General features: G+C 35.1%; 21 protein-coding genes, 1 tRNA gene and 1 riboswitch. Of the genes, 10 read left to right on the top strand and 12 right to left on the bottom strand.

The window, feature by feature from the left end:
• The first annotated feature begins 83 nt into the window (after positions 1 to 83).
• A riboswitch (Lysine riboswitch) is annotated at positions 84 to 276 on the top strand.
• A gap of 131 nt (positions 277 to 407) precedes the next feature.
• Entirely contained in the window at positions 408 to 1,730 is a 1,323-nt protein-coding gene (gene lysA, locus JJQ93_RS00110) for a diaminopimelate decarboxylase (RefSeq protein ID WP_274894015.1), read from the top strand.
• Positions 1,731 to 1,776: 46 nt separating this feature from the next.
• Here the strand turns inward: lysA and JJQ93_RS00105 are convergent, their stop codons facing one another.
• Positions 1,777 to 2,376, bottom strand: a complete 600-nt coding sequence (locus JJQ93_RS00105; protein WP_274892314.1) for a 50S ribosomal protein L25/general stress protein Ctc — start codon at positions 2,374 to 2,376, stop codon at positions 1,777 to 1,779.
• A gap of 137 nt (positions 2,377 to 2,513) precedes the next feature.
• On the opposite strand from JJQ93_RS00105, the gene JJQ93_RS00100 reads away from it, so the two are divergent.
• The 8 genes from JJQ93_RS00100 to JJQ93_RS00065 all read left to right on the top strand — a co-directional run bounded on the left by JJQ93_RS00100 (position 2,514) and on the right by JJQ93_RS00065 (position 9,624).
• Positions 2,514 to 2,589, top strand: a tRNA-Arg gene (locus JJQ93_RS00100).
• Positions 2,590 to 2,772: 183 nt separating this feature from the next.
• Positions 2,773 to 3,162, top strand: coding sequence for a YmaF family protein (locus JJQ93_RS00095; RefSeq protein ID WP_014758119.1), 390 nt, complete (start codon positions 2,773 to 2,775; stop codon positions 3,160 to 3,162).
• A gap of 96 nt (positions 3,163 to 3,258) precedes the next feature.
• A complete protein-coding gene (locus JJQ93_RS00090; protein WP_274892313.1) occupies positions 3,259 to 3,615 on the top strand; it encodes a hypothetical protein in 357 nt (118 codons plus the stop codon).
• A gap of 118 nt (positions 3,616 to 3,733) precedes the next feature.
• Positions 3,734 to 4,717, top strand: coding sequence for an ABC transporter ATP-binding protein (locus tag JJQ93_RS00085; RefSeq protein ID WP_274892312.1), 984 nt, complete (start codon positions 3,734 to 3,736; stop codon positions 4,715 to 4,717).
• Positions 4,683 to 5,390, top strand: a complete 708-nt coding sequence (locus JJQ93_RS00080) for an ABC transporter permease (protein ID WP_274892311.1) — start codon at positions 4,683 to 4,685, stop codon at positions 5,388 to 5,390. Before JJQ93_RS00085 ends, JJQ93_RS00080 begins: the two co-directional genes overlap by 35 nt.
• 12 nt (positions 5,391 to 5,402) lie before the next feature.
• Positions 5,403 to 6,785, top strand: a complete 1,383-nt coding sequence (locus tag JJQ93_RS00075) for a GldG family protein (protein WP_274892310.1) — start codon at positions 5,403 to 5,405, stop codon at positions 6,783 to 6,785.
• The gene (locus JJQ93_RS00070; RefSeq protein WP_274892309.1) at positions 6,782 to 7,675 is read left to right on the top strand and encodes a DUF4340 domain-containing protein; all 894 of its coding nucleotides are present in this window, start codon (positions 6,782 to 6,784) and stop codon (positions 7,673 to 7,675) included. Before JJQ93_RS00075 ends, JJQ93_RS00070 begins: the two co-directional genes overlap by 4 nt.
• Positions 7,676 to 7,869: 194 nt before the next feature.
• Positions 7,870 to 9,624 carry a cell division FtsA domain-containing protein gene (locus JJQ93_RS00065; RefSeq protein WP_274892308.1) on the top strand — a complete coding sequence of 585 codons (1,755 nt, stop codon included), beginning with the start codon at positions 7,870 to 7,872 and terminating at the stop codon, positions 9,622 to 9,624.
• A gap of 39 nt (positions 9,625 to 9,663) precedes the next feature.
• On the opposite strand, the gene JJQ93_RS00060 is transcribed toward JJQ93_RS00065, so the two are convergent.
• The gene (locus JJQ93_RS00060) at positions 9,664 to 10,650 is read right to left on the bottom strand and encodes an acyl-CoA dehydratase activase (RefSeq protein ID WP_274892307.1); all 987 of its coding nucleotides are present in this window, start codon (positions 10,648 to 10,650) and stop codon (positions 9,664 to 9,666) included.
• Positions 10,651 to 10,779: 129 nt separating this feature from the next.
• Between JJQ93_RS00060 and JJQ93_RS00055 the strand changes: the two genes are divergently transcribed.
• Positions 10,780 to 12,300: an ATP-dependent metallopeptidase FtsH/Yme1/Tma family protein gene (locus JJQ93_RS00055; protein WP_045409132.1), complete on the top strand. Its 1,521-nt coding sequence runs from the start codon at positions 10,780 to 10,782 to the stop codon at positions 12,298 to 12,300.
• A 12-nt stretch (positions 12,301 to 12,312) separates the two neighbouring features.
• On the opposite strand, the gene JJQ93_RS00050 is transcribed toward JJQ93_RS00055, so the two are convergent.
• The 10 genes from JJQ93_RS00050 to JJQ93_RS00005 all read right to left on the bottom strand — a co-directional run.
• Complete coding sequence (locus JJQ93_RS00050) at positions 12,313 to 12,993, bottom strand: TIGR01906 family membrane protein (RefSeq protein WP_274892306.1); 681 nt, start codon at positions 12,991 to 12,993, stop codon at positions 12,313 to 12,315.
• A gap of 3 nt (positions 12,994 to 12,996) precedes the next feature.
• Entirely contained in the window at positions 12,997 to 14,487 is a 1,491-nt protein-coding gene (locus JJQ93_RS00045) for a hypothetical protein (RefSeq protein WP_274892305.1), read from the bottom strand.
• 15 nt (positions 14,488 to 14,502) lie between these two features.
• A complete protein-coding gene (locus JJQ93_RS00040; protein ID WP_274892304.1) occupies positions 14,503 to 15,483 on the bottom strand; it encodes a coiled-coil domain-containing protein in 981 nt (326 codons plus the stop codon).
• Entirely contained in the window at positions 15,480 to 17,060 is a 1,581-nt protein-coding gene (locus JJQ93_RS00035) for a HEAT repeat domain-containing protein (protein ID WP_274892303.1), read from the bottom strand. The genes JJQ93_RS00040 and JJQ93_RS00035 overlap by 4 nt, the downstream gene beginning before the upstream one ends.
• Positions 17,047 to 18,666, bottom strand: a complete 1,620-nt coding sequence (locus JJQ93_RS00030; RefSeq protein WP_274892302.1) for an Hsp70 family protein — start codon at positions 18,664 to 18,666, stop codon at positions 17,047 to 17,049. The genes JJQ93_RS00035 and JJQ93_RS00030 overlap by 14 nt, the downstream gene beginning before the upstream one ends.
• A gap of 43 nt (positions 18,667 to 18,709) precedes the next feature.
• Positions 18,710 to 20,653, bottom strand: a complete 1,944-nt coding sequence (locus tag JJQ93_RS00025) for an MBL fold metallo-hydrolase (RefSeq protein WP_274892301.1) — start codon at positions 20,651 to 20,653, stop codon at positions 18,710 to 18,712.
• An 80-nt stretch (positions 20,654 to 20,733) separates the two neighbouring features.
• The gene (gene dhaM / locus JJQ93_RS00020; RefSeq protein ID WP_085112333.1) at positions 20,734 to 21,126 is read right to left on the bottom strand and encodes a dihydroxyacetone kinase phosphoryl donor subunit DhaM; all 393 of its coding nucleotides are present in this window, start codon (positions 21,124 to 21,126) and stop codon (positions 20,734 to 20,736) included.
• Positions 21,127 to 21,143: 17 nt separating this feature from the next.
• Positions 21,144 to 21,785, bottom strand: coding sequence for a dihydroxyacetone kinase subunit DhaL (gene dhaL / locus JJQ93_RS00015; RefSeq protein WP_350494231.1), 642 nt, complete (start codon positions 21,783 to 21,785; stop codon positions 21,144 to 21,146).
• Between the two features lie 26 nt (positions 21,786 to 21,811).
• The gene (gene dhaK, locus JJQ93_RS00010) at positions 21,812 to 22,810 is read right to left on the bottom strand and encodes a dihydroxyacetone kinase subunit DhaK (protein ID WP_274892300.1); all 999 of its coding nucleotides are present in this window, start codon (positions 22,808 to 22,810) and stop codon (positions 21,812 to 21,814) included.
• Positions 22,811 to 22,971: 161 nt separating this feature from the next.
• Positions 22,972 to 23,950: sigma-54 interaction domain-containing protein (locus tag JJQ93_RS00005; protein WP_274892299.1), on the bottom strand; the 979-nt coding region annotated here is incomplete at its 5' end.

Here is a 23,950-nt window from a genome sequence, read left to right as displayed (position 1 = left end):
AATGATTTATAAATATGTTGACACATTCAGTTTTTAATGATATCATATTAAAAAATAAATACTATGTACCTCATCTTCCTTGAAGGTGAGGTAGAGGAGCGGAGCATCAAGAGTAACATGTAATAGGTTTTAAGGAGCCGATGATTGCATGTGAAAGGGATAAATCCGCCGAAGCGTGTAGATACCTTAATATCTACACAGCTGGGCCTATGCATAAGATGTATAGGACTGTCACAAGTAGTTAACCCGGACTATTTGTGATGAGCTATCTCGCTAAGGGAAAGGAGGTATTTCTATGTCTATTGATACACAGCTAAAGAAAATACCTTAGCTGTTTTTATTTATACATTGATTTTGATATTTTAAATTAATAAAGTGATGGAGATGGTTTTGTGTTTCAAAAGAACATGCGTATAAATTCAAAAGGTCATTTAGAAATTGCTGGGTGTGATACTGTAAAGATAGCAAAGCAATACGGTACTCCCCTTTACGTCATAGATGAAGAACTACTAAGAGAAAATTGCCGTTCCTTCTACAACGGTTTTAAGAAAAATTATCCAGGAAATGAAGTGATTTATGCCAGCAAGGCATTTATGACAACAGCTATATGTAAAATCATAGAAGAAGAAAATTTAGGATTAGACGTAGTATCCGGTGGTGAACTCTATACAGCGCTAAAAGCCGATTTCCCTGTTCAAAATATATATTTCCACGGTAACAACAAATCAATGGATGAGCTAACAATGGCATTGGAATACAACATAGGCTGCATTATAGTCGACAATTGGTTTGAACTCAATATGCTAAACGAACTGGCTTTAAAGATGGGCAAAAAACCCAATATATACTTGAGAATTTCACCCGGTGTAGAAGCCCATACCCACGAATACATTAAAACTGGTCAAATAGACTCTAAGTTTGGATTCCCTCTTTTTAACGGGGATGCTCTCGATGCCATAAAGTACGCTTTGACGCTGGATAATGTAAATCTAACCGGTTTACACTGCCATATAGGTTCACAGATTTTTAGCTATGATTCGTATAAGGCAGAAATAGATATAATGATGAACTTCCTCAAAAAAGTAAAAGATACTACAGGTTGGGAAGTCGAAAATCTGGATTTAGGTGGCGGATTTGGAATAGCTTACGTTGAAGAAGATGACCCACAACCTATAGAGTTAATAGCAAGCGAGATAATGAAGACAGTTGAAGAATTTTCAAAAGAATTAAATATAAAAAGGCCTCACATAATCGTAGAGCCAGGTCGCTCTATAATTGGCAATGCAGGCACTACGCTTTACACTGTTGGAGCAATAAAAAACATCCCTGGCGTAAGAAAATACGTCTCAGTTGACGGCGGTATGGCTGACAATATACGGACAGCTTTGTACGGTGCTAAATACAATGCAATTGTGGCTAATAAAGCTCGCAAAATAAATCTTGAGAAAGTTTCTATTGCAGGGAAATGCTGTGAATCTGGTGACATGCTTATATGGGACATAGATTTGCCACAACTTGAAAGTGGCGATATAATAGCTGTCACATGTACAGGCGCTTACAATTACTCAATGGCAAGCAATTACAATCGCCTTCCCCGCCCTGCTGCTGTACTTCTAAATAATGGTGAATCAGATTTAATAGTAGCCAGAGAAACATATGATGACTTAATCAAAAATGATGTAATACCAGAAAGACTTTTAAGTGAAAAGAAAAAGATCATAAACTATTGAAAAATTAAAAGGAGCAAATGCTCCTTTTAATTTTTATCAAATATTCTTATTCATTTTCAGAAGCCGTTTCCGTAGACTCTTCTACTTCCACATCAGCATTCTTTGGCGCTACTATTGTCAATATGACTTCGTCAGAATCATCTACCTTTTCAACACCTTCAGGTACAACTACATCTTTTACAAGTATCGTATCTCCTATTCCTAAATTAGATACATCTACTACAATCTCTTCTGGAATAACCGTTGGCAGAGCCTCAACATTAAGCTCCCACTTCTGATGCTGCACTAAAAGACCTTTGCTTTCAATAACGCCTACACCTTCAAATTTAAGCGGTACTGCTGCTTCAACCTTCTCGTTCATAGATACTCGCTGAAAATCTATATGTATCAGCTTTCCAGTCAATTCATCCTTTTGTTCATCTTTCAGTATTGCTTGATGTGTAGCACCGTTAACTATCAAATTGAGGAGGACATTCCTGCCGTGTTTTTGTACTATTGTGCGAAGCTTACCGGTTTCAACAGCTAGTGGAATGCTCTCCATGCCTTTTCCGTATAGTATGGCAGGAATGTAGCCTTTTTCCTTCAGCTTGCGGGCCGCATTCTTACCCGGTGTTCTCAATACAGCTTCAAGTTCGACATTTTGCATTGTCTCTCCTCCTTCGTATTTATTTTGTTCAATTTTTAATTAATTATAGCACTATGCAGCAGAAATATCAAATTTATGTCAGCTAATACGGTTGACTTATGCCTTTTAAAAAGGATATAATGTAATATGAAGTTTGTGCGCCTGTAGCTCAGTGGATAGAGCGTTCGGCTCCGAACCGGGAGGTCGCAGGTTCGATTCCTGTCAGGCGCACCAGAATACTTGAAAATAGCAAATTTAGAATATACTATTTCTACCATTATTGACCATTTCGTTAACATAAACTTCTAAAGAATTCATAAAAGTCTCTTTATAGGCTTTAATTTTAATATCACACATTTTATACCACAAGCATATTATATCATTGTCATTACTCAATAATTTTTGGAGGTTGAATTTATGGAATTATCAATTGAAGAAATTAAAAACTATTTTGATCTTTACAACAATAAAAAAGATGAAGGTCAAACTCATAACCACGAATTTTTAGGAAGCACCATGTTAGCAGGTGAACACGAAGAAGAGGAGCACAATCACAGATTTGCTGGTGTCACAAGCCAAGTGATAAAAGATGGCGATAGTCATGTCCATGCAATATTAGTAAGTACAGATTTTTATGAAGATCATCATCATGAAATTGGTGTAATAACTGGGCCGGCTATTGAAGTGGGTGACGGCAAGCATGTCCATTTTGTAGAAGGCAAGACTACTGTTGATGACGACCACTATCATAAATTCGTCTTTGCAACCTTGATAGAAGATCCGATTTCAAAGCATAAACATTGCTAAGTTTTGAATCGAAATTCTAATGTACCCGGTAAAACCGGGTATTTTTCATAATACATATTTATCTTAATTAAGCCCAAAATATATTTGGGTGATTCTATGAAAATAAATGGATATTTTTACAGTTTAGAAAAGGCCAATAAAGCTTCCGCCTATTTAAAAAGCATGGGATATAAATCGTACATCGACATTATCGATAAATACGCAGATACTTATAACGACAAGCAAAACATAGCCGGCACAGAAACAGGGCCTACACTGGCATCACTTGTCTTAAAATCTGGATACACTTTCGACATAAGAAAAAGTCCTCTGTTGATGTCAGATCCCATGATAAGCGGAATGGGCTATTACGATGAAACCGCTGATGCTAATATACAGCTTAACGTAGAAGTCAGTGACGATAAGATAAACGATGTAGTAAAAGTTATCATCTCTTTTGGCGGCATAACATAGGGCTTTTTAAAGCTCTATGCTTTTTTTATTTTAAAATTCTCTTACATTTTATTAACAATTTGTTAATAAAAGTTGGTTATAATTAAGTAGTATATACAAAAAGGAGGTTTAGCCGCGTATGATGATTGAAGTAAACAACGTTACCAAAGTTTACGGAAGCCGCAAAGCCGTCGACAACATAAGCTTTTCTGTTGACAGCGGAGAAATCGTAGGGTTCTTAGGCCCAAATGGAGCTGGAAAAAGCTCGACAATGAAAATGATAACTGGTTTTATGCCACCAACATCAGGCACAATAAAAATTGCCGGATACGATATTATAGAAGATTCTATAAAAGCAAAAAAACATATTGGATATCTTCCGGAAGTTCCACCATTGTATTTGGATATGACTGTTGAAGCATATCTGGCTTTTGTCTGCGAATTGAAAGAAGTCTCCAATGACAAGAAAAAAGCCACAGTAGATAAAGTCATAGGTGAGGTTGGTTTAGCAGACGTAAGGAAAAGAATCATTAAAAACCTTTCAAAAGGTTACAAACAAAGAGTAGGTCTGGCACAAGCGATAGTAGGAGATCCGGATGTATTGGTGCTGGACGAGCCGACAGTAGGTTTAGATCCAAAACAAATCAAAGAGATAAGAGACATCATAAAGGAGTTAGGAAAAAAACATACAATAATTTTAAGTACGCATATTTTGCCGGAAGTAAGCATGATATGCGATAGAGTTATAATCATAAACAAAGGCAAGATTGTAGCGATAGATTCCACTGAAAACTTGACAGACACCATAGGAAAATCAAAAAGATATTTCCTAAAAGTAATAGGTTCTGTAGAAAAAATATCAACTACTTTAAGAGGAATAAATGGAATCAAAAACTTTAAATCAAAAGCAAATTCGAAAGAAAATTGCATCGATGTAGATGTTGAAACAGATGTAGACCATGACCTAAGAAAAGAGATTTTCTTTTCCTTTGCGAATCAAAGTTTGCCTATCATTGAATTTAGGCCGGTAAACTACAGCTTAGAAGAAGTCTTCCTACAGCTTACAACAGATGAGGAGGTAAATGATAATGAAAATGCTGACAATATACAAAAGGGAGCTTAAATCCTACTTTCTTTCGCCTCTTGCGTATGTGCTGGTAGGCTTTTTGCTGCTTATATCTGGATATTTCTTTGCGACATTTGTCCTTTCGACGCAGTACGCCTTGATGTCACCAGTTTTTGGAAATATGGTGTTTGTATTCATGTTTATAAGCCCTATTTTGACCATGAGGCTAATATCAGAAGAAATGAAAAATGGTACAGACCAATTGCTTATGACATCACCTCTTAGAATAACCGACATGGTTTTGGGAAAATACTTTGCTGCATTGACTGTTTATACATTATCTTTGGTGGTTTCTTTAATATATCCTTTGTACCTTAAAATATACAGCACTCCCGATTTTGGTCCAATCCTGACAGGATATATTGGGACATTTTTGATGGGTGCAGCATTTATTGCAATAGGCATTTTTGCTTCATCTTTAACTGAAAACCAGTTAATTGCAGGCGTCATAGGTTTTTCAATATTACTGCTCTTTTGGATAGTTAGCTGGCTTGGAGATGTTTTCCAAGGAACAGCAAAAAATATTGTAGACAACATTTCACTTTTACAAAGGTTCACTAATTTTCAAAACGGTGTTTTAAGCTTAAATGACGTTGTCTTCTACTTGAGTGTGATAATCTTCTTTGTCTTTGTAACCATAATGGTAGTTGACAAAAGACGCTGGAGTTAGGAGGTAATTCTATTGAACAAACTCAGATTAAAATACGGAAGCAACATGGTTTTATCTATCGTTATTTTACTTGGCATATTGATCTTTGGCAATTTAGTATTAGCTCAAAAACCTGTAAAATGGGATCTCACCAAGTCAAAACAGTATACACTTTCTGATAAGACGAAACAAGTATTGAAAAATCTGAAGACAGATGTGACAGTCTACGCTTTTTTCCAAAACGACAGTGCAAAGACGCAAGTCCAAAATCTTTTAGATGAATACACAGCATTGTCAAGAAGGATAAAAGTGCAATTTATTGATCCTGACAAAAATCCATCGCTCGCGCAAAAGTACGGAATTACAGATTACGATACAACGCTGTTTTTAAACAGCAAAGACGACAGCAAGAGACAGATCGTAAATTCATACGACATTTTCACACAGTCTCAAGAAACTGGCCAGAATATCTTTAGCGGTGAGCAACAATTTACACAGGCCATAATAAATGTCACCGAAGTCAACAAGACAAACGCCTACATCATCCAAGGCCATAATGAAGTAAACAGCACAGATTCACTTACTACGTTTAAGTCGGCTTTGCAAGGTGAAGGTTACAGCGTAAACGACCTTAATATTGGTCAAGCTGGTGGCATACCAAAAGATGCTGGGCTTATAATCATTGCCAATCCAAAGTCAGATTACACTCAACAAGAAATGAATGCTATAATGGATTATCTGAAAAAAGGCGGAAAGGCCTTCATCATGATGGGAGCTGAAAATGGCCCTCTTACTGAAAAATCGATCAATGATATTTTGTCAAATTGGAATGTAAAAATCGACAATGACATAGTTGTTGACCCTTCAAGAAACTACTTCATGGACGCTTTATCACCCGTGCCAGAGTATGGATACCATGACATCACTGACAAACTGGAATCAGCCAATTTGGCAACTGTTGCTCCAAGTTCCAGAAGCATAACTTACAAGGCGTCAGATAGCAGCAACATCTCGATTCAATCATTCTTGACCACCAGCGATAAAGCATGGGGAGAGACGAATTTCAACAGCAAGCAAGCATCTTACGACAAAAACGACATAAAAGGGCCTTTGACATTAGGCATTACCATATCTGACAGCAAAACAGGCATGAAGATAGTGGTGCTGGGCAACGACCTTATGGCTACAGATAGAGTTATAGGTTTAGAAGGAAATAGAGATCTCCTTATGAATAGCGCAAACTGGCTTACAAACAAAACGGTGCAGATTTCCATAAGTCCTAAATCTCTCGACTACGCAACATTGTTCATGACAGGAAAACAAGCTGACTACATGTTCATAGTCACAGTTATAATTATACCTTTGGTTATCTGGATCATAGGCGGCTACGTCTTCTTCAGGAGGAGAGCTTTATGAAGACTTTTAGAAACACTATAATAATGCTGGTCATTCTCGGCGTACTTGCAGGATACTATTACTACGCAAAAGCGACGAAAAAGCCTGCGCCGTCTACAAATATAATAAGCATAAGCAAAAGCAAAATATCCTCTATAGACATAAAAGATGCAGGCAATGAATTGGCTATTAAAAAGAGTGGCAGCACCTACAACGTCATAAAGCCTGTCAGTTATAAAGCAGATAGTACCAGCACAGATGATCTGTTTAATTCGATTTCAGGCCTTAAATACAGCAGAAAATTTACTGATACTGATGTGAAAAAATACGGTTTAGATAAATCTGATTTTACAATATCTGTATCATCTAATGATGGAAAAAAAGAAGACTTGATTGTAGGAAACAAATCGCCTGTTGGAGATTCGTACTATGCAAAGCTTAAGAATTCTAATTATATATACGTTGTAGATGCCAGCTCAATAGAAAATTTGCAGATAACCAGCAACGATACTTTGTTTAATTATTTGGACAAAGACGTGTACACAATATCAAAGGACAAGATTTCAAGGATAACATACACAGATTCCACTGGGACTTACAATATAGAAAAAAACAAAAGTGGAAAATGGATGTACAATGGCAAAGAAATAAGCAGCGATAATTCAGAAGCTCTTCTTAATGACATTGTTTTGTTGAATCCGACAGGCATCGACCCAAACAAAAAAATTGTTGGAAACAATTCAAGTTTTACACTGACAATATCTGACGGAAATAAAAGTGAAGAAGTCAAATTTTTGACTGATGACAATGCCACATACTATTTGCAAATGAATACAACTCAGATTGGATTGTATATATCAAAAGACCAATTAAGCAGTTTATTAAGCGATATAAAGAAAGTGATAAAATAAGGAGTCGTTGTACTCCTTATTTCTTTGTCGCTTTAATGACATCTTCTTTAATCATATCCTATCTCATTCTCTATAAAAATTACTTTTAAGCTAAATAAAAAAATTGTATAATGTATAATATAAAATAATGCATTTATCTAAAAATTATTTAAAATATATTTTTGTTTTACGATATATTTGTCGGGGGAATTTTGATGAATGATAATTTGATTTTTTCACTTGATATAGGTACACGAATTGTAGTAGGCATAGTAGGCGTGCCAGAAAATGATAAGCTGAAAGTCTTGGCTGTCGAACAAATGGAGCATACAGATAGAGTTATGTTTGACGGACAAGTTCACGACATAGACAAAGTGGCATCTGTTGCAACCAAGATAAAAGAAAAACTGGAGAAAAAGCTTGGAATAACGCTTAAAAACGTTAGCCTTGCTGCAGCAGGAAGATCGCTGAAAACTAAAATAGCAAGAGTCGAAAAAAACATTGAAGAAAATTACATAGTAAAAGACAGCGACATAGATAACCTTATACTGTCTGCATTAAATGCAGCAAAAGAAGAAATATCTCAGGAAAACCACACTTTAAAGTACCATATGGTAGGATACTCCATAAAAAGCTTTTATTTAGACGGCCTGCCTATAACAAACTTAAAAGACCATACAGGTAAGGAAATCTCTGTAGAGATAATAGCTACATTCTTACCGTATGATGTAGTAGAAAGCTTATACTCAGTGGCAAAAAAAGCAGGCTTGGAAGTGGCGTATCTTACATTGGAGCCAATTGCTGCAATCGGCGTTGCAATAATGCCACAAATTAGAATGCTTAACATAGCGCTTGTAGATATTGGAGCAGGTACATCTGACATAGCCATTTCAAAAGACGGGAATATCATATCATACTCAATGGTTCCATTTGCAGGCGATGAAGTAACTGAAACCATACAGCAACATTACCTTACTGACTTTAATACAGCAGAAAAAATCAAAACCACATCTAAAAAAGATATAAAATTCAAAGACGTCATAGGGCTGCAGCACCAAATATCCCGCTTAGATGTTTTAGATTTAATATCGCCTGTTGTCAAAAATCTCGCAAAGAAGATCTGCGATGAAATCGTAAAGTACAATGGAAAAAGTCCATCTGCTGTATTTTTAGTCGGAGGCAGCAGCAATCTTCCCAACATAGCAGAGGAAATAGCAAAAAATCTATCTATACCGATAGAGAGAGTTTCAGTAAGAGATGCCAGCACTATTGCCATCGTAGATTACAAATGCAAAAAATTAAAAGGTCCAGAGTACATAACACCTATAGGCATAGCATACTCCACTATGATGGACAGAAAAAAAGATTTCATAACAATTTATTTCAATGACGAAAAATTAGAATTATTAAACCTGAAAGAAATGACAATAATGGACGTACTTTTAAAAACCAACTTTGATTCAAAAAGATTAATCGCAAAGCCAGGTAAAAATTTGTCATTTTCCCTTAACGGTGAAAATATAATCATAAAAGGTCAAATAGGAATACCAGCTAAAATCTTAAAAAATGGCAAAGTCGCAAATCTTAAATCTAAAGTTGAAAACGGAGACAAAATAGTTGTCGAAAGTGGCATAAATGGCAGTGATGCATCTATCTCGATTCGAGAAATAAAAGAAAAGTACAACGCATCTAAAGTCACTGTCAATGATAAAATTGTAGATGACGATTATATGGTAAAAGATGGGGACGCAATTAAAACAATCATAGATGAAGAAGATTGCTTTTACGTATACATAAATGGCGATAAAAAAATTCTCACAGGTAAACAACAATATATTTTTGTGGATATATTTAACACTGTAGACTTCGACATGCCTAAAAACAAAATCCCTGAAATGACCTTAAACGGCAAAAAAGCATCGTATACGGACATCTTAAAAAAAGGAGATAAAATAGAAATACTTGTTTGATAATAAGGGCCAAATTCGGCCCTTATATTATAATAAGCATCACGATACACTTTGTGAAAAGATATTTTTGTTTGTTGAATTTGACCATTTGCCACACCTGTCTCCCCAGCGTGATACGACTTCTTCGTCTTTTATAAACTCAACAACTTCACAATTGTTTGAACATCCAGAACATATAAACCCCTGCGCTTTATAATCAAAATCGGCAATTTCAAATCCATTAAACTGTGTATATCCTTTTTTCTTTACAGCTTCTCTGGCAAGTATCGCAGCACCTATTGCACCCATCACTCCATAATATTTTGGCACGTATACTTTCATGCCTAAAGCTTTTTCAAAGGCAGCCTTTATGCCTTTGTTGGCCGCTACACCTCCCTGAAATACAATCGGTTCTTTTATATCCTTCCCTTTCCCTACATTGTTTAAATAATTTCTAACTAATGCTTCGCACAAACCGTTTATTATATCGTTAAGCGGATATCCCATCTGTTGCTTATGTATCATGTCAGACTCAGCAAACACTCCGCATCTGCCTGCTATCCTTACAGGATTTTTTGACTCCAACGCCAAATCTCCAAATCTTTCTATTGGTATATTAAGCCTGTACGCCTGTTGGTCCAGAAACGAACCTGTACCTGCGGCACAAACAGTATTCATGGCAAAATCGACTACAATACCATCCCTTAAAATAATTATCTTAGAATCTTGACCACCTATCTCAAAAATCGTATGAACATCTGGTATCAAGCTGGATGACGCAATTGCATGAGCAGTAATCTCATTCTTGATGATATCTGCACCTACCATAAGACCTGTCAACTGTCTTCCACTTCCAGTCGTACCGACTCCCTTTACATCTACATCACCATAAAACCTGTCTCTAATTTCCATCAAAGCCTTTTGAACTGCTTTAATCGGCTGTCCTTGTGTTCTAATATAAATATAATCAATAACCTCATTATTTGCGTCAATCAATGCCACATCTGTACTGACAGATCCGACGTCTATTCCCATGTATACATCCATTTAAATTACCTCCTTTGCAACAATTTACTATATATCCAAAATTACCCTCAATCTTTATAATTATTATTTACGCATAATTTACAATTGTGGGCAAAAACTATTGTTAGTAAATCACTGGGGGCGATGGCTATGAAAAAAAACTTATATATAATATTATTGACACTATCACTGTTAATAAACATTGTTTTAGGCATGTTGCATGGCAAAAATGGAAATTCAGCGCTTATAATAATTTCAATGCTGACCCTTTTGCTTATAGGGTACATGCTTTACAAAAACAAAGTATCTGAAATGATGCCTGTAAACCTAAAAAATGAATTCCCACCTAAAGAAAAGGAATCCAGCAAAAAGATCAATATTACATTCAGAGATGTAGCAGGACTTGACGAGGTTATTGACGAGCTTAAAATCATCATCGATTTTATAAACAACACTGAAAAGTATGACAGGATGGGTGCTAAAATACCAAAGGGAATACTTTTTTACGGTCCGCCAGGCACAGGCAAAACCTTGCTGGCAACTGCTTTAGCAGGTGAAACAAATTCTACATTCATATCTGCATCAGGTTCAGAATTTGTTGAAAAATACGTAGGCGTTGGAGCCAGCCGCATAAGAGCGTTGTTTGCAAGAGCTAAAAAATCAACACCAAGCATTATCTTCATAGACGAAATCGATGCAGTAGGAAGCAAGCGAAATAACGACAACAATTCTGAAAAAGATCAAACATTGAATCAGCTATTAGTTGAAATGGATGGGTTCAACAGCAATGACGGGATAATCGTAATAGGTGCTACAAACAGGCTGGACATGCTGGATGAAGCCCTTTTAAGGCCAGGAAGATTTGACAGGACTATTCACATAGGAAATCCAAACGTAAAAGCCAGATTGGAAATACTGAAAGTACATACGAGAAATAAGCCTTTAGACACTGACATATCGTTAGATGAAATTGCTAAAAAAACTCACGGCATGACAGGCGCACACTTATCGTCTATATGCAATGAGGCTGCCATTCTCGCTGTAATAAGGCACAAGCAGAGAATAGGAAGAGAAGAATTTGATGAAGCAATAGAGAGGGTCGTCGCAGGCCTTCAAAAGAAAAATCCAGAAGTATTGGAGAAAGAGCGCAAAATTGCGGCACACCATGAAGCAGGTCATGCCATAATCGGAAAAATATTAAACTCCAGCACAGTAGAAAAAATATCCATCGTGCCTCGAGGAGAAGCCTTAGGATACGTCTTAAATTTCCCAAAAGACGATGCCTTCTTGATGACAAAGACAGATTTAAAAAATAAGATAACCATGCTTTTAGGCGGCCGTGCCGCTGAGGAGATAATGTTTAATGAAGTATCAACTGGTGCAGAAAACGACCTAAAGGAAGCTACAAATATTTCATATCAAATGGTTTGCAATTACGGCATGAGCGAATTAGGTCACAGAATATATGACATTAGAATGACAAAAACAACGGATAAAATTGACGCTGAAGTAAATAAAATAATCAATAGCTGCTACACTAATGCAAAGAAAATCCTCTTAGAGAAAAAAGACAAGATAATTTTGATTGCAGATAGATTACTGTCTAACGAGACGATAACGAGAGAAGAAATAGACGAATTGATGAAAGACGAAAAACAAATGTGCATATAAAATAGGCCTTCATTATAGGCCTATTTTACTGTCTTTCTTCCCTTTTAATAAAAAAGATACAAATCCAATTATAATGTATGTAATGATTGAATTCCTGAAAGTCAAATACGATATATCACTGAAAAAACCTTCTGGAAGCATCTGAATTAACCTATCTCGAGTTACATCTAATTGCCATAAATTGTTGTCAAAAAAAATGTGATGAAAATATATAAACCATCTGTTAAAATCCAATGAAACTATGGCTCCTGTAACGAATAAAAACAATATCACAAAAAGCATACCTCGATATGTATGATAAAAAACATCCTCTTTTCTAAAATACAGAAACAAAAAAGCCAAAATATAAATAAATATCATTAAGTTTCTAATCAAAAAGCCATTCTCAAAAAGCTTTCTAACATCTCTCATATGTTCCAATTCCCTATCGTTAAAAACCTTCTGATTTTGTCCATCTATTACAGCGTCTATTTGAAGGTTTTCAGATTTCCCATAAAGATAATCTTGAATTCTTAATGCAACTTTGCTTAATTGCGATTTATCCATACCTGTAACGTACTTAACACCGTATTTGTCAAATTCATTTATATAGAAATTCAAATTAAACGCCAAGTACTGCAAATTCGAAAGTAAGACAATCAAAAATAAAAGCACAGTCATAATTATAGATACAGTTTTATTTGTAACTTTCATTCACTACAATCCTTCCTTGACGTTTTTTAAAAGAGCTTCATACAAAAGCTTGCTGTTTTTCATGTCCTTGTACAACTTTATCCTTTTGTCGACACTTTCCATTATGGCAGCCTTAACATTTGACGTCGTCTCAAACTCCAAAGAGCTTTTTAAATAGTTTAAAAACTCATTTTCAAAATTCCCAGGAACAGGTATAATTCCTAAAAGTCGCCTCATGCGCACCTTTCTGTAATCAGGATTCATGAACTTTATTATATCATCTATCATGGAAACAAGGTTATTTATTTCGTCTTCAACAATGCTTCCATCTATTATATCGCCTGTGATGTCGTCAAATTCGTCGCTGTCATCATTCATCAGATTTTCGTACTCAGCTAAAATTTCTATATCATTCAGTATATCTTCATCTATCAATGTATCTATCTCATTTTCAAGATAATTCACATCACTTAACAGTCTATTGTAATTGTAAAGCTCAAAATACCAATTAGAAATATTTTCGTTCAACATCTTTAAAAAGTCTTTGACTTTCTTTTTTGTATATCTTTCTTCGTATATACTGCTGTAAATGTCAAAAAAGATTTTTATTTTAGGTTCCTCATGCATAATATCTTCTATCTTTTTGTCTGATTTATAAAATATTAAAAGTCTATTTACGATCCTAATGAGCGAATAAACTATTTCTCTTACATCCTGTATCTTGCTTAAAAGCAATATTGTATCTTTTAAATACATCTCCAAATCATCTTTTGCAGCATTCTTTAAGTCCAATGTCTGAAGCTCATCTATCTTGTTGGCTATCTCTGCAAATTTATCCCCATAACCTTCTACCAATTTTCCATAAAAATTTTCCTCTATCTCAAAAATGCTCTCTAAAAGTTTCTCGTAGCCAGTGTATTCATGGATCAAACCACTTTTCATGTAATCAAAAAACCTCTTTCTGGAAAGGGCAAAAGGTATAGCTGATATGACTTCCTGAATCCTCTCAAATTTCTCATCTTCATTTTCAAATACAAACTCTTTAATTTTATCGTAAAACTCATCAATGCTTATATTAATTTCATTCTGATTAAAAATCTTTAATTTGTCATTAAACACATCACTGCAATACCTTGCTTCCACAAAATACCCAAATAGCACTTCAAGATCTGCTTCTAACTTATCCTTTTCCTCTTGAAGCGTTTTTATGATGTTATCTTTAATCTTCATGTCTATCTGTCTATAATGCCTAATCCTACTGACAATATCTCTGTAACTTTCAACAGTAACGTACAGTTGGTTATCTACACTTTTTATAAACTTTAAAACACCACTTCTCTTTAAAATGATGTCATATAGATATACAGATTCATATATAAGTTCTAAGACGCAAATTGTCATGATTATGCTTTTTTGCCTTTTAAATACTTCTTTAAGAGCTCTCGAAATATTAGTTTCATCATTGTTATCTTCAATTAGTATCTTTTTAAGTTTTTGAATCTCATCATGATGCATTGTTACACCTCGCAATTATGAATTTTTAAGCATTTTTGATAGATCGTCCAACAAAGAGTAATCATCGTCTTCTAAACTTACTGCCGATTGCAAGTGAGCGGTTCCTCCATAGTTAGATGCAATCTTCTTCTCAATGTTAAATATCAATTCCTTGATTTCAGAGAAGTTTTTCTTTATTTCCTGATTGTCTTGTTGTAAATCCATCAATATTTTATTTAAAGAAACCTTTAAATTTTCACTTTTTTTCTCCTTAGCCATGCTTTCATTAATGAGTTTTACTACGTGTTTATCGAATTCTACACCTATATGCTCCAGAGTCATTTCCAAATGCCTTTTTTCCTGTCTTAAATCCTCCAATCTTTTGTTTAAAGATGCTATTTCCTTGTCCTTATTTTCCAACGCCTTTTTTAAATTGTCCACCTCAATTATATTCTTTTTTTCTTCTTTTATCAATTTGTCCTGCAATTTTTCTACTTCTCTTTCAAGTTTTTTGACCTTTTTGAGTAAGTCTACGCTATCTTTTTGATTCACTATTCTATCATCGTCTTCTACCAATTTTTCATCAGCCACATCCACATTTAGCTCCATGGCTTTATTAATTATATCACCAAGTTCCCACCTATTGTCAATAAGAAGTGCAGAAACGACATTTTCACGTCCATAATTGCGGCATAACTCAACGATGTTTTCTCCTATTTCGTCGACATCCATCTGGCTTATCTTCTCATAAAGATCTTTTTTTAGAACCTTCCATGCATCTATCAACTCATCATAGTTAAAATTTCCTTTTAATATTTCTTGCCTTAGTATAGGAACGATTTTTGATGGAGGGCTGGATTTTTCGTTTAGTCTAAATCCGGCAAGCTTCTTCTGGAGATTTTTGTCATTATTAAAAGGTTTTATCAATACGCTGTATGGTAAAGAATACAAAAATATATCTAAACATTTGGCAATATCTATTCCATTTTTGTCTAACAAGGCACATCTTCCCTTCATGCTTTTATAAGTTTATCTTTTCCTTTGTAATTCCTCTCAATAATCTTTTGTGCAAGATATCTGATTCTGGTGCTATCGTTAAATGACGCATCAATAAAAATCCTCTCATTTATGATATTACTTAATAAACCTGTGTTCTTGCCTAAAATTTTGTAAATAGTGTATTGAATCTCCTCTTTCTTTGTTGTCTTGAGCTTTAAAATCAATTCTTCAGCCATGCTATCATCAATGTTGGTGTCTAAAATCCTTAATGCATTTAAGCATGCAAATCCATCATTATTTCTTATTAAGTATCTGACGCCATTGGTTATTTCCTTGCTTATCTTGCTGTCTTTAAAACCCTTAAGCCTTTTAAGCTCTTTGATTGCACATGATATATCGCTATAAGAATTATTTGGAGATATCAAATATTCAAATAAGCCTCCTAAGTATTTTATCTCACCTAACTGCACTAATGCAGACATAGTATTTATTCTAAGCTCCTTGTCATTCATATACTTTTTGATTATGTCCTTTGCCTCAAAAGCTTCCAAATTTGCCAATGACGTTATGATACAAGCCTTAACATCACTTTTGAAATTCTCATTCTCCAGCATGTTCATTAAATATTTTACAGCCTTTTTGTCCTTTGTATATCCTAAACCTATGATGATATTTATTTTATCTTCTATCAAAGGAGATTCCAATGCCTCAATAAGCCTATCTGTTGCACTTTCAATCCTCATCTTTCCTAATGTTATAGCGGCTTTTTGATTGTACTCATCATTGTAAAGCATCTTCGACAAGCTTTCTATCGCCATCTCCTTTGAACGAGATATAACATTTGAATAGACTGTGTTGAGGCTTTTATTCTCGTTGTTCATGTAGCACTTCAAAATTTCAGACAGTGCATCTTCTCCAAATCGCGAAAGTCTATCTATGAGTCTAAATGCCACATTTCTTTCATTCACACTGAACCCATTGAATTTATTCACCATGTTTAAAATAGGCCTTACACATCTTTCATCACCAATGTCCAAAAGACATTCCGCAGCTTCGATTTTTAAACTTTCATTGTCAAACAAAAGCAAAAGCGTATCAAAAGCAGACTTCTCCTTAATAGTTCTTATGACTTCTATTGCTATTTTCATCTGAATATCCCATGACCAACTCTTTAATACGCTTATAAGAGCATCTCTCCCTGCCTTGCTTAAATTGCACACAGATACTAAGATCCTCAATATAGATTGGTAAATATTCCTATCATTTAAATTCAGTGCTTTAGTGCAGTATAAAAACATTTCGATAGGGTTCTGCCCTTCCTCTAATATGCTTTTAAATAAATCTATGATTTCAACTTCTATTAAATTCACTCCTTTTTCGCTTGTTGCACCTAATTTAAGCGTTTTTTCATAGATAAGCCGTGCATTTACATCAGATATATAGTATTCAAAAACCTGTTCTTTAACTGATTCCACTTTTTCAGCATTTGCAGCAGCTCCTAAATATCCTTTGCCTTCTTTGATTTCTTCATTGTGTATATTAAAAAACAAATCTCTGTTTTCTTGAAGCAAAGCTCTCCAATTAACAGCCATCATACAACACCTCTTTATCAAATGTGACATCTATTCTCTGCTTAAAATTTCCAGTAACCCATGCTTCTAAATGCAATATCCTGTTTTTGTCAAAAGTCACTTTTATAGAAATAGGCGTACCAGGCTTTATAATGTCAGTAAACGTCAATTGAACTGATTTAAGCCTTTTCATCTTTGGATCGTAAATGCTTTTCCCTGATAAAATGTCAAGCTTTATTCCTGTAGCATTGTCTACTTTCACAATGCCTTCATACACTTTTTCATAAGGTGCTTTCGTTCCTTGTCCTACTAATAGAACTGGCAAATTATTTTTCACATCAAGGTAAATATTCTCTGCTACCACGGGATATATGATGATTTTCCCTTTTTCAATTTTCTTTTTGTTTTCGTTGTAATAATTATACAATGCAGCACCTTTTGCTACCGAATACATAGGATCTAAGTAGCTTATAGTTTTTTTGCCAAAAAAGTTCTCTATCGTTTCCCTAACAGTGCTGTAAGCCGTCATGCCTCCAACTAAGAAGACTTCGTCAATATCTTCTTTGCCTAAATTAGCTTTATTGAGAGTATCAATTATGGGATCTATTATATTGAATCCTAAATTGCCTCCTTTTGTAAGTAAAGGCTTTATACACTCATCATATTCTTTTTTACTTATTTCAAATTCAAATGACTGCCCACTATAGAAATTTTTCAAACTATTCTTATACACTACATCGCCGTATTCTTCACCTGTTAAACCACTGCCTATAGTTGAAAACATGATTCTGGCTTTCTCAATCTCCAGCGACAATACGCTAAATATATATCTCTTTGCATCAACATGATGCGGCATTCGCTTATGGTCGATATCGTTTAAAATAGAATACTTGTGCAATAAATACAAAACACCACATATATCAAAGTCAACACCCCCAAGCTGTGTATGTGGAGATATTGCCAATTCTTCAACTTTATAATCATCACCATTTATTTCCACATTCATTATGGATACGTCACAAGTGCCTCCACCTAAATCAAATACCAAAACTTTTTTTGGCTTGCTAAAATCGTGGATAGCGTATCGTTTATCGCTTATCTTTTCTTCATAAATTAGATCCAATAATGCCGCTGTAGGCTCTGATATAAAGATAAGCCGATCCTCTAAAAATCCTGCCGATTTAGCTGCATTTTTAGTAGACTCAATTTGATCATGATTAAAAGACGCCGGAACTGTTATGACAGCACCGTCTACTCTTTCACCATAAAATCTTTCAACGCTTGCCTTAGCAACAGACAAAATTTTTTCCGCCACATCTTCTGGAGTGTATTTTTTGCTGTCAATTTGCCAAACATGATTCCTATTACCAATGTAATTCTTGCTATTGTAGATTACGCGATCATATTCAATGTTTTTCATATTCTTAGCCAATTGGCCTATAAATTCATTCCCATTATCATCCACATAAATGCAGGATGGCAACGTTTTTTTTGTTGTTATACTGCCGTTTTTATCGGAAATTTGCTCTATATCTAAAATATCAATCTTCACATTGCCATCTTCTATATAATCAGCACACGCTACAACTGTATTAGTAGTCCCAAGGTCAATGCCAATATATGGTTTCATTTTTCCTCCTTTACTCCCTCATGGTAAAATAAATTTAGACACACTAAGGAGCCACAACGTCTACATCATCAAACAAATTCAAAATCTCCTCAATATTAAATGTACTATTTGTCTTTGCTCCTCTGTGAACAATATAAACCTTTTTAGGCGTCAATTTCAAAAATACTTCTAAAATATCCTGCAGTATCCCATGATTTATAATAGGAATATTCTCCTGCAACATAGATATAGGTTTCTTTATGTTGTTGCTTATGTTAAGCAAAATCGCATTGTCAAATGACATCAACTCCCGTCCGTACACAAAAGAAGTGCTGCCTTCGGTTAGATTGTCCGAGCTGGTCATTACCAGACAATTTCCAAGAGAGATTTCCTTTCGTATGAATTCCCTTTTGCTATCATACAATTTTATGTCGTTTGCATTTAACACGCCATTTCCGTAAATGGGGCCCATTAATTTTTCATATAGCATGGTTATATGTGACAATGCTCCATCTACATACACATTGTACGGCATGTATTCAAAGTTTTTCTTCATAAGAATCAATAGATCCTGAGCTTTTCCTACAGCAAATGCAGGTATAAAGCCAACGCCATGATTGGCTAATTCCCTTATCACTTCCAGAATCAACTTATCTTGAATTGCCTTATCGTATACGCTAAAGCTTGACGTATATCCAAACGTAGCTTCAGTAATCAGCACATCAGCGTGCATTCCATCTGGAATCGTAAGACCACTATTTGTCTCAACATCTTTTACAGTAAAATCACCTGTATAAAACACCGAAAAACCGTCGATTTCTACATAAGCCCCGCAAGCTCCCAATATATGTCCAGACGGCATAAGTTTCACTAAGACTTTTCTGCCTTTCACAGATTCGTCAAAAAGGCAATCGGTCAATGTCATGCTGTTTATTTTATTCAGCAACTTATAATCAGCATCATTTAGGTTCAAATCCTGCATATTGCTGTTTTTAGAAAAAAATCCGTTCAATATATACTTTGTCTCATAAGACATGATTACAGGGCAGCTTAATCCGCTTTTTATAAGGTTTACAATTCCTCCACAATGATCAAGATGACAATGGGTAATAACGAGCAAATCAATATCTTTAATATCAACGCCAATTTTTTTTAAATTATCATAATATACGTTATCATCTTTAAAGTTAATGCCACAATCTAATAATACATTGACATCATCGTACGTTATTAAGTAACTACTGCCACCTGTACCACCACCTTCTAATAAATTAAATTTAAACAGATTAAAATCACGACCTTTACCATCTACTTCGCTGTAAAGCTGGTAATACTTCTTTAAAATAAATTTATTTTCAGGAAAATACCTAAAATATTTAACCTTTCTAAGCTCATCATCTCCTTTGACGCCCCATTGTATCATAAGCCTAATCATTCTCAAATTGTCGTGATTAAGCTCATAAGCCTTCCTCAATTCAATGTGCCATCTCGCATCATCATCATCTTTATATGCCTCTGCCAATACAGTATGTATTAACGACCGAAAAAATCTGTCAGTATTTTTTTCTGCCATATATAGTAGTTCGTCCTCAATTGAATAATTCCTGCTTTTATTTTTAAAACTTAATATAAAAATATATAAATTTATCCAATTATTTTCTTCATCATAGTTTATCAATTGCTCATATATGCCATCTTTTTTTAACGACAATTCAAACATGTCAAGCAGTAGCACACATTCAATAAATAATGGTATGTTATTCTTAGATAAAATAATATTATCAAAAATGTTCAAAAAGTGCTCTTTCGCATCTTCAATAATACCGAGATAAATTTCAACTTTAACTTGCCATAAAATTAAGTATAAGTAAATACTTCTATCGAGATCGCTGACAAGATTCTTTTGTTTGAAAATGTATTTATACGCATCCATATACCTCCTTTCTTCTACGTATGCTTTAAGCTTGGTATCGTATTCAGAAACTATATGATCGTAAATTGGCTTCACCCCCCTCTGTATATTATATATTTTAATATTTTTTTATAAAAATTTCTACAAAAAAATAAAGCCTGGTTTCATCCAGGCAATTAAATCTTAACAAGATTCTTAGCTGCTTCTGCCACTTCTTTAACTTTTAATATGTCACTGCCTATTGAAGCTTCTACGCTTGCCGCAATCGTTCCTTCAACAAGAGGCGCATCTGCTATCTCAACTTTTCCCGCGTATTCTTCGTCAAGAAATTCTAACGCCATTTGAGCACTCATGACAGAACTTCCTAAATCAACTAAAATTAAAACGCCGTCACCGCTTTCGCACTTTTTTATTTCTTCTACGATTTCGTCTACATTTGTGCCTAATCGCCCATCTTTGGTGCCTCCAGATCTACCTATTCTAATTTTTCCTCCTGTCATCTGGTCAGCCAATTCGTACAAGCCATCCGCCACCTTCTTTGAATGAGACACAATAACTATACCTACCATTAGATCCAATCCTTTCCTCATTGTTGCAACTTATCTACATAATCAGCAACAGTTTTTATCATTAAATAAGCCGATGTCGCTCCAGGATCCTGGTGTCCAATGCTTCTTTCGCCAAGATAACTTGCTCTGCCTTTTTTGGCAGCAATGTCTTTAGTCATTAGAACACCATTGTATGCATCATTTGCCGCCGCTTCTATAGCTTCTTTTAAACCGCGTCCTTCACTTAATGTACTCTTTAACTCATTCAAGGCAGGTTCCATCGCGTCGATCATAGTCTTGTCTCCAGCTTGCGCTTTTCCTCTTTCTTTTATTCCAGAAAGGCCAGCCTCAAACATCGCGACAATATCATTTTCATCTAATGTGTTTTTACCTGATACTACATTGCCCATTCTCATAAAGAATGTTCCATAAAGCGGTCCAGATGCTCCACCTACAGTAGAAACTAAGACCATGCCAACATTTTTAAGTATTGCGCCTATGTCTTTGTCTGAAAATTGTGACATCTTATCTCGCACCGCTTTAAACCCTCTATCAAGGTTTATGCCGTGATCAGCATCTCCTATTGCAGCATCCAATTCCGTAAGGTATTGTCTATTGTCCTCTACTATCTTTACTATGTCATCTAAAATGTTTACTACATCACTTTTTGTCAACAACAATATCATCATCCCTTTCAGCTTATATCCTATAATTGCTTAAATGCAGGTGTATCGGCTGATGCATCTAAAAGCGCTTTAAGCTCATCATCAAGTTTTAAAAGTGTTATTGAAAATCCGCTCATCTCAAGGGATGTCATGTATTCACCAACGAAAGTCTTATAAATGTTGATATTTTTTCCCATAAGGTATTCATTCACTTCTTTGTTTGCTATGAAAAGCTCTGAAAGAGGTGTAGCACCAAGGCCATTTACCATCAATGCTACTTCATCACCGTCGTTAAACGGCAAATCAGAAACAATTTTGTCCATAAGTTCTGCAACTATCTCTTTCGCATTCTTTATATTCTCCCTATGTGTGCCAGGTTCACCGTGTATTCCAATTCCTATCTCAATTTCATCTTCATCAAGCGTAAAGCTTGGCTTTCCTGCTGCAGGCACAATGCATGGTGTAAATGCCATTCCCATAGACCTTAAATTCTTTATGACCTTTTCCGCAACTTCTTTGACTTCTTCAAGCTCAGCCCCTTTTTCAGCTTTAGCTCCCGCTATTTTATGAACGAAAACAGTGCCAGCAATACCTCTCCTTCCCTGCGTATATGTGCTGTTTTCAACAGCCACATCATCATTTACAATCACTTCTGAAACCTTTATACCATCCATCTCAGCCATCTCTTTTGCCATCTCAAAATTCATTACATCGCCTGTATAGTTTTTGATTATGAGCAAAACACCTTTTCCTCCATCTACAGCTTTTATAGCTTCATAGATTTGATCAGGCGTTGGCGACGTAAAAACAGCACCTAAACAAGCTGCATCCAACATGCCTTTCCCCACATACCCTGCATGTGCAGGCTCATGTCCACTGCCACCACCACTTACAAGCCCGACTTTCCCTTCAACAGGAGATGACTTCCTTACTACTACATCTACATTATCAAGCTTTCTCAAGTAAGTTGGATATGCGTAAAGAAGTCCTGACGCCATTTCCTTTACAACTTCTTCAGGATTGTTAATGAGCTTTTTCATGATATTAACCCCCATATTTTTTTATTTTTTTATATCTATTGCAAATTCTATGCCAATAAAAAAGGTCATATGCAGATGAAAATATCAGCATATGACCACTTAACTGAAAAGATTTTTTGTTTTTCTTGGTAAAAAGTATCAATCATAAATACATTTTGATATTAATTTTCAACCAAATGAAATTTCCTTGCCTTTGCAGCTACAGTTTTATGTGTCAATCCTAAAGCTTTTCCAGCTTTGTTAAAACTTTTATACCTGGATAATGCGGCTTTGATTATTTTATACTCATAATTTTCCATCTTTTCAATATCGTAATTGTCGCCTAAATATATTACCTCATCGTCTTTGCTGTCTTTCACATTTTTTATATACGATGGAAGATCATCGAAGTCAATGTACTCTTTATCGCTTAATGTAATACATCTTTCAATGAGATTTTCCAGCTCTCTTATATTTCCCGGCCAATCGTACTTTATCAAGGCTTTTATGGCTGTATTTGTAATAAACTGAACATTTCTTCCAAGTTTTTTGTTCATCTTTCTTATAAAATGCTCTACCAAAACGGGAATGTCTTCTTTTCTATCCCTTAAGGCTGGCAAAAATACAGGTATAACATTTAACCGGTAATAGAGGTCTTCCCTAAATGTGCCATTTTTCATGGCTTCTTCAAGATTTTTGTTTGTTGCCGCAATTATCCTTACGTCTACTTTTATAGTCCTTATCCCGCCAACTCGTTCAAACTCTTTATCTTGAAGAACCCTTAAAAGTTTTGCTTGAATTTCAATTGGAATATCTCCTATTTCATCCAGGAAGATCGTCCCTCCGTCAGCAAGTTCAAACTTCCCTATTTTCTGCATTATTGCGCCAGTAAACGCTCCTTTTTCGTGACCAAAAAGCTCACTTTCTAAAAGTGTGCTTGGTATAGCAGCGCAATTTACCCTTATAAAAGGTTTATCGTGTCTTTTGCTTGAATAATGTATCGCATTAGCAACTAATTCTTTTCCTGTCCCGCTTTCACCACGTATTATGACGTTAGAATCCGTTTCTGCCGCTTTAGATGCCACCGTCAATGCATCTTTCAATTTTCCACTGTTACCTACTATTATGTCAAAGGCTTTATCAAGTTTTCTGCTTCTTTTA

The organism is Thermoanaerobacterium sp. R66, from assembly GCF_028895185.1.
In the GTDB taxonomy this organism is placed as follows: Bacteria; Bacillota; Thermoanaerobacteria; order Thermoanaerobacterales; family Thermoanaerobacteraceae; genus Thermoanaerobacterium.
This window is presented reverse-complemented; position numbering and strand designations above follow the sequence as displayed.

Excerpts from the sequence above, each read along its gene's own strand:
- JJQ93_RS00050 (WP_274892306.1), bottom strand. The coding sequence starts at position 12,993 with ATGAAAGTTACAAATAAAACTGTATCTATAATTATGACTGTGCTTTTA.
- JJQ93_RS00080 (WP_274892311.1), top strand. The coding sequence starts at position 4,683 with ATGAAAATGCTGACAATATACAAAAGGGAGCTTAAATCCTACTTTCTT.
- JJQ93_RS00085 (WP_274892312.1), top strand. The coding sequence starts at position 3,734 with ATGATGATTGAAGTAAACAACGTTACCAAAGTTTACGGAAGCCGCAAA.
- JJQ93_RS00105 (WP_274892314.1), bottom strand. The coding sequence starts at position 2,376 with ATGCAAAATGTCGAACTTGAAGCTGTATTGAGAACACCGGGTAAGAAT.
- JJQ93_RS00045 (WP_274892305.1), bottom strand. The coding sequence starts at position 14,487 with ATGCATCATGATGAGATTCAAAAACTTAAAAAGATACTAATTGAAGAT.
- JJQ93_RS00035 (WP_274892303.1), bottom strand. The coding sequence starts at position 17,060 with ATGATGGCTGTTAATTGGAGAGCTTTGCTTCAAGAAAACAGAGATTTG.
- JJQ93_RS00055 (WP_045409132.1), top strand. The coding sequence starts at position 10,780 with ATGAAAAAAAACTTATATATAATATTATTGACACTATCACTGTTAATA.
- JJQ93_RS00090 (WP_274892313.1), top strand. The coding sequence starts at position 3,259 with ATGAAAATAAATGGATATTTTTACAGTTTAGAAAAGGCCAATAAAGCT.
- JJQ93_RS00065 (WP_274892308.1), top strand. The coding sequence starts at position 7,870 with ATGAATGATAATTTGATTTTTTCACTTGATATAGGTACACGAATTGTA.
- JJQ93_RS00095 (WP_014758119.1), top strand. The coding sequence starts at position 2,773 with ATGGAATTATCAATTGAAGAAATTAAAAACTATTTTGATCTTTACAAC.
- dhaK (WP_274892300.1), bottom strand. The coding sequence starts at position 22,810 with ATGAAAAAGCTCATTAACAATCCTGAAGAAGTTGTAAAGGAAATGGCG.
- JJQ93_RS00040 (WP_274892304.1), bottom strand. The coding sequence starts at position 15,483 with ATGAAGGGAAGATGTGCCTTGTTAGACAAAAATGGAATAGATATTGCC.
- JJQ93_RS00030 (WP_274892302.1), bottom strand. The coding sequence starts at position 18,666 with ATGAAACCATATATTGGCATTGACCTTGGGACTACTAATACAGTTGTA.
- dhaM (WP_085112333.1), bottom strand. The coding sequence starts at position 21,126 with ATGGTAGGTATAGTTATTGTGTCTCATTCAAAGAAGGTGGCGGATGGC.
- JJQ93_RS00060 (WP_274892307.1), bottom strand. The coding sequence starts at position 10,650 with ATGGATGTATACATGGGAATAGACGTCGGATCTGTCAGTACAGATGTG.
- lysA (WP_274894015.1), top strand. The coding sequence starts at position 408 with ATGCGTATAAATTCAAAAGGTCATTTAGAAATTGCTGGGTGTGATACT.
- JJQ93_RS00070 (WP_274892309.1), top strand. The coding sequence starts at position 6,782 with ATGAAGACTTTTAGAAACACTATAATAATGCTGGTCATTCTCGGCGTA.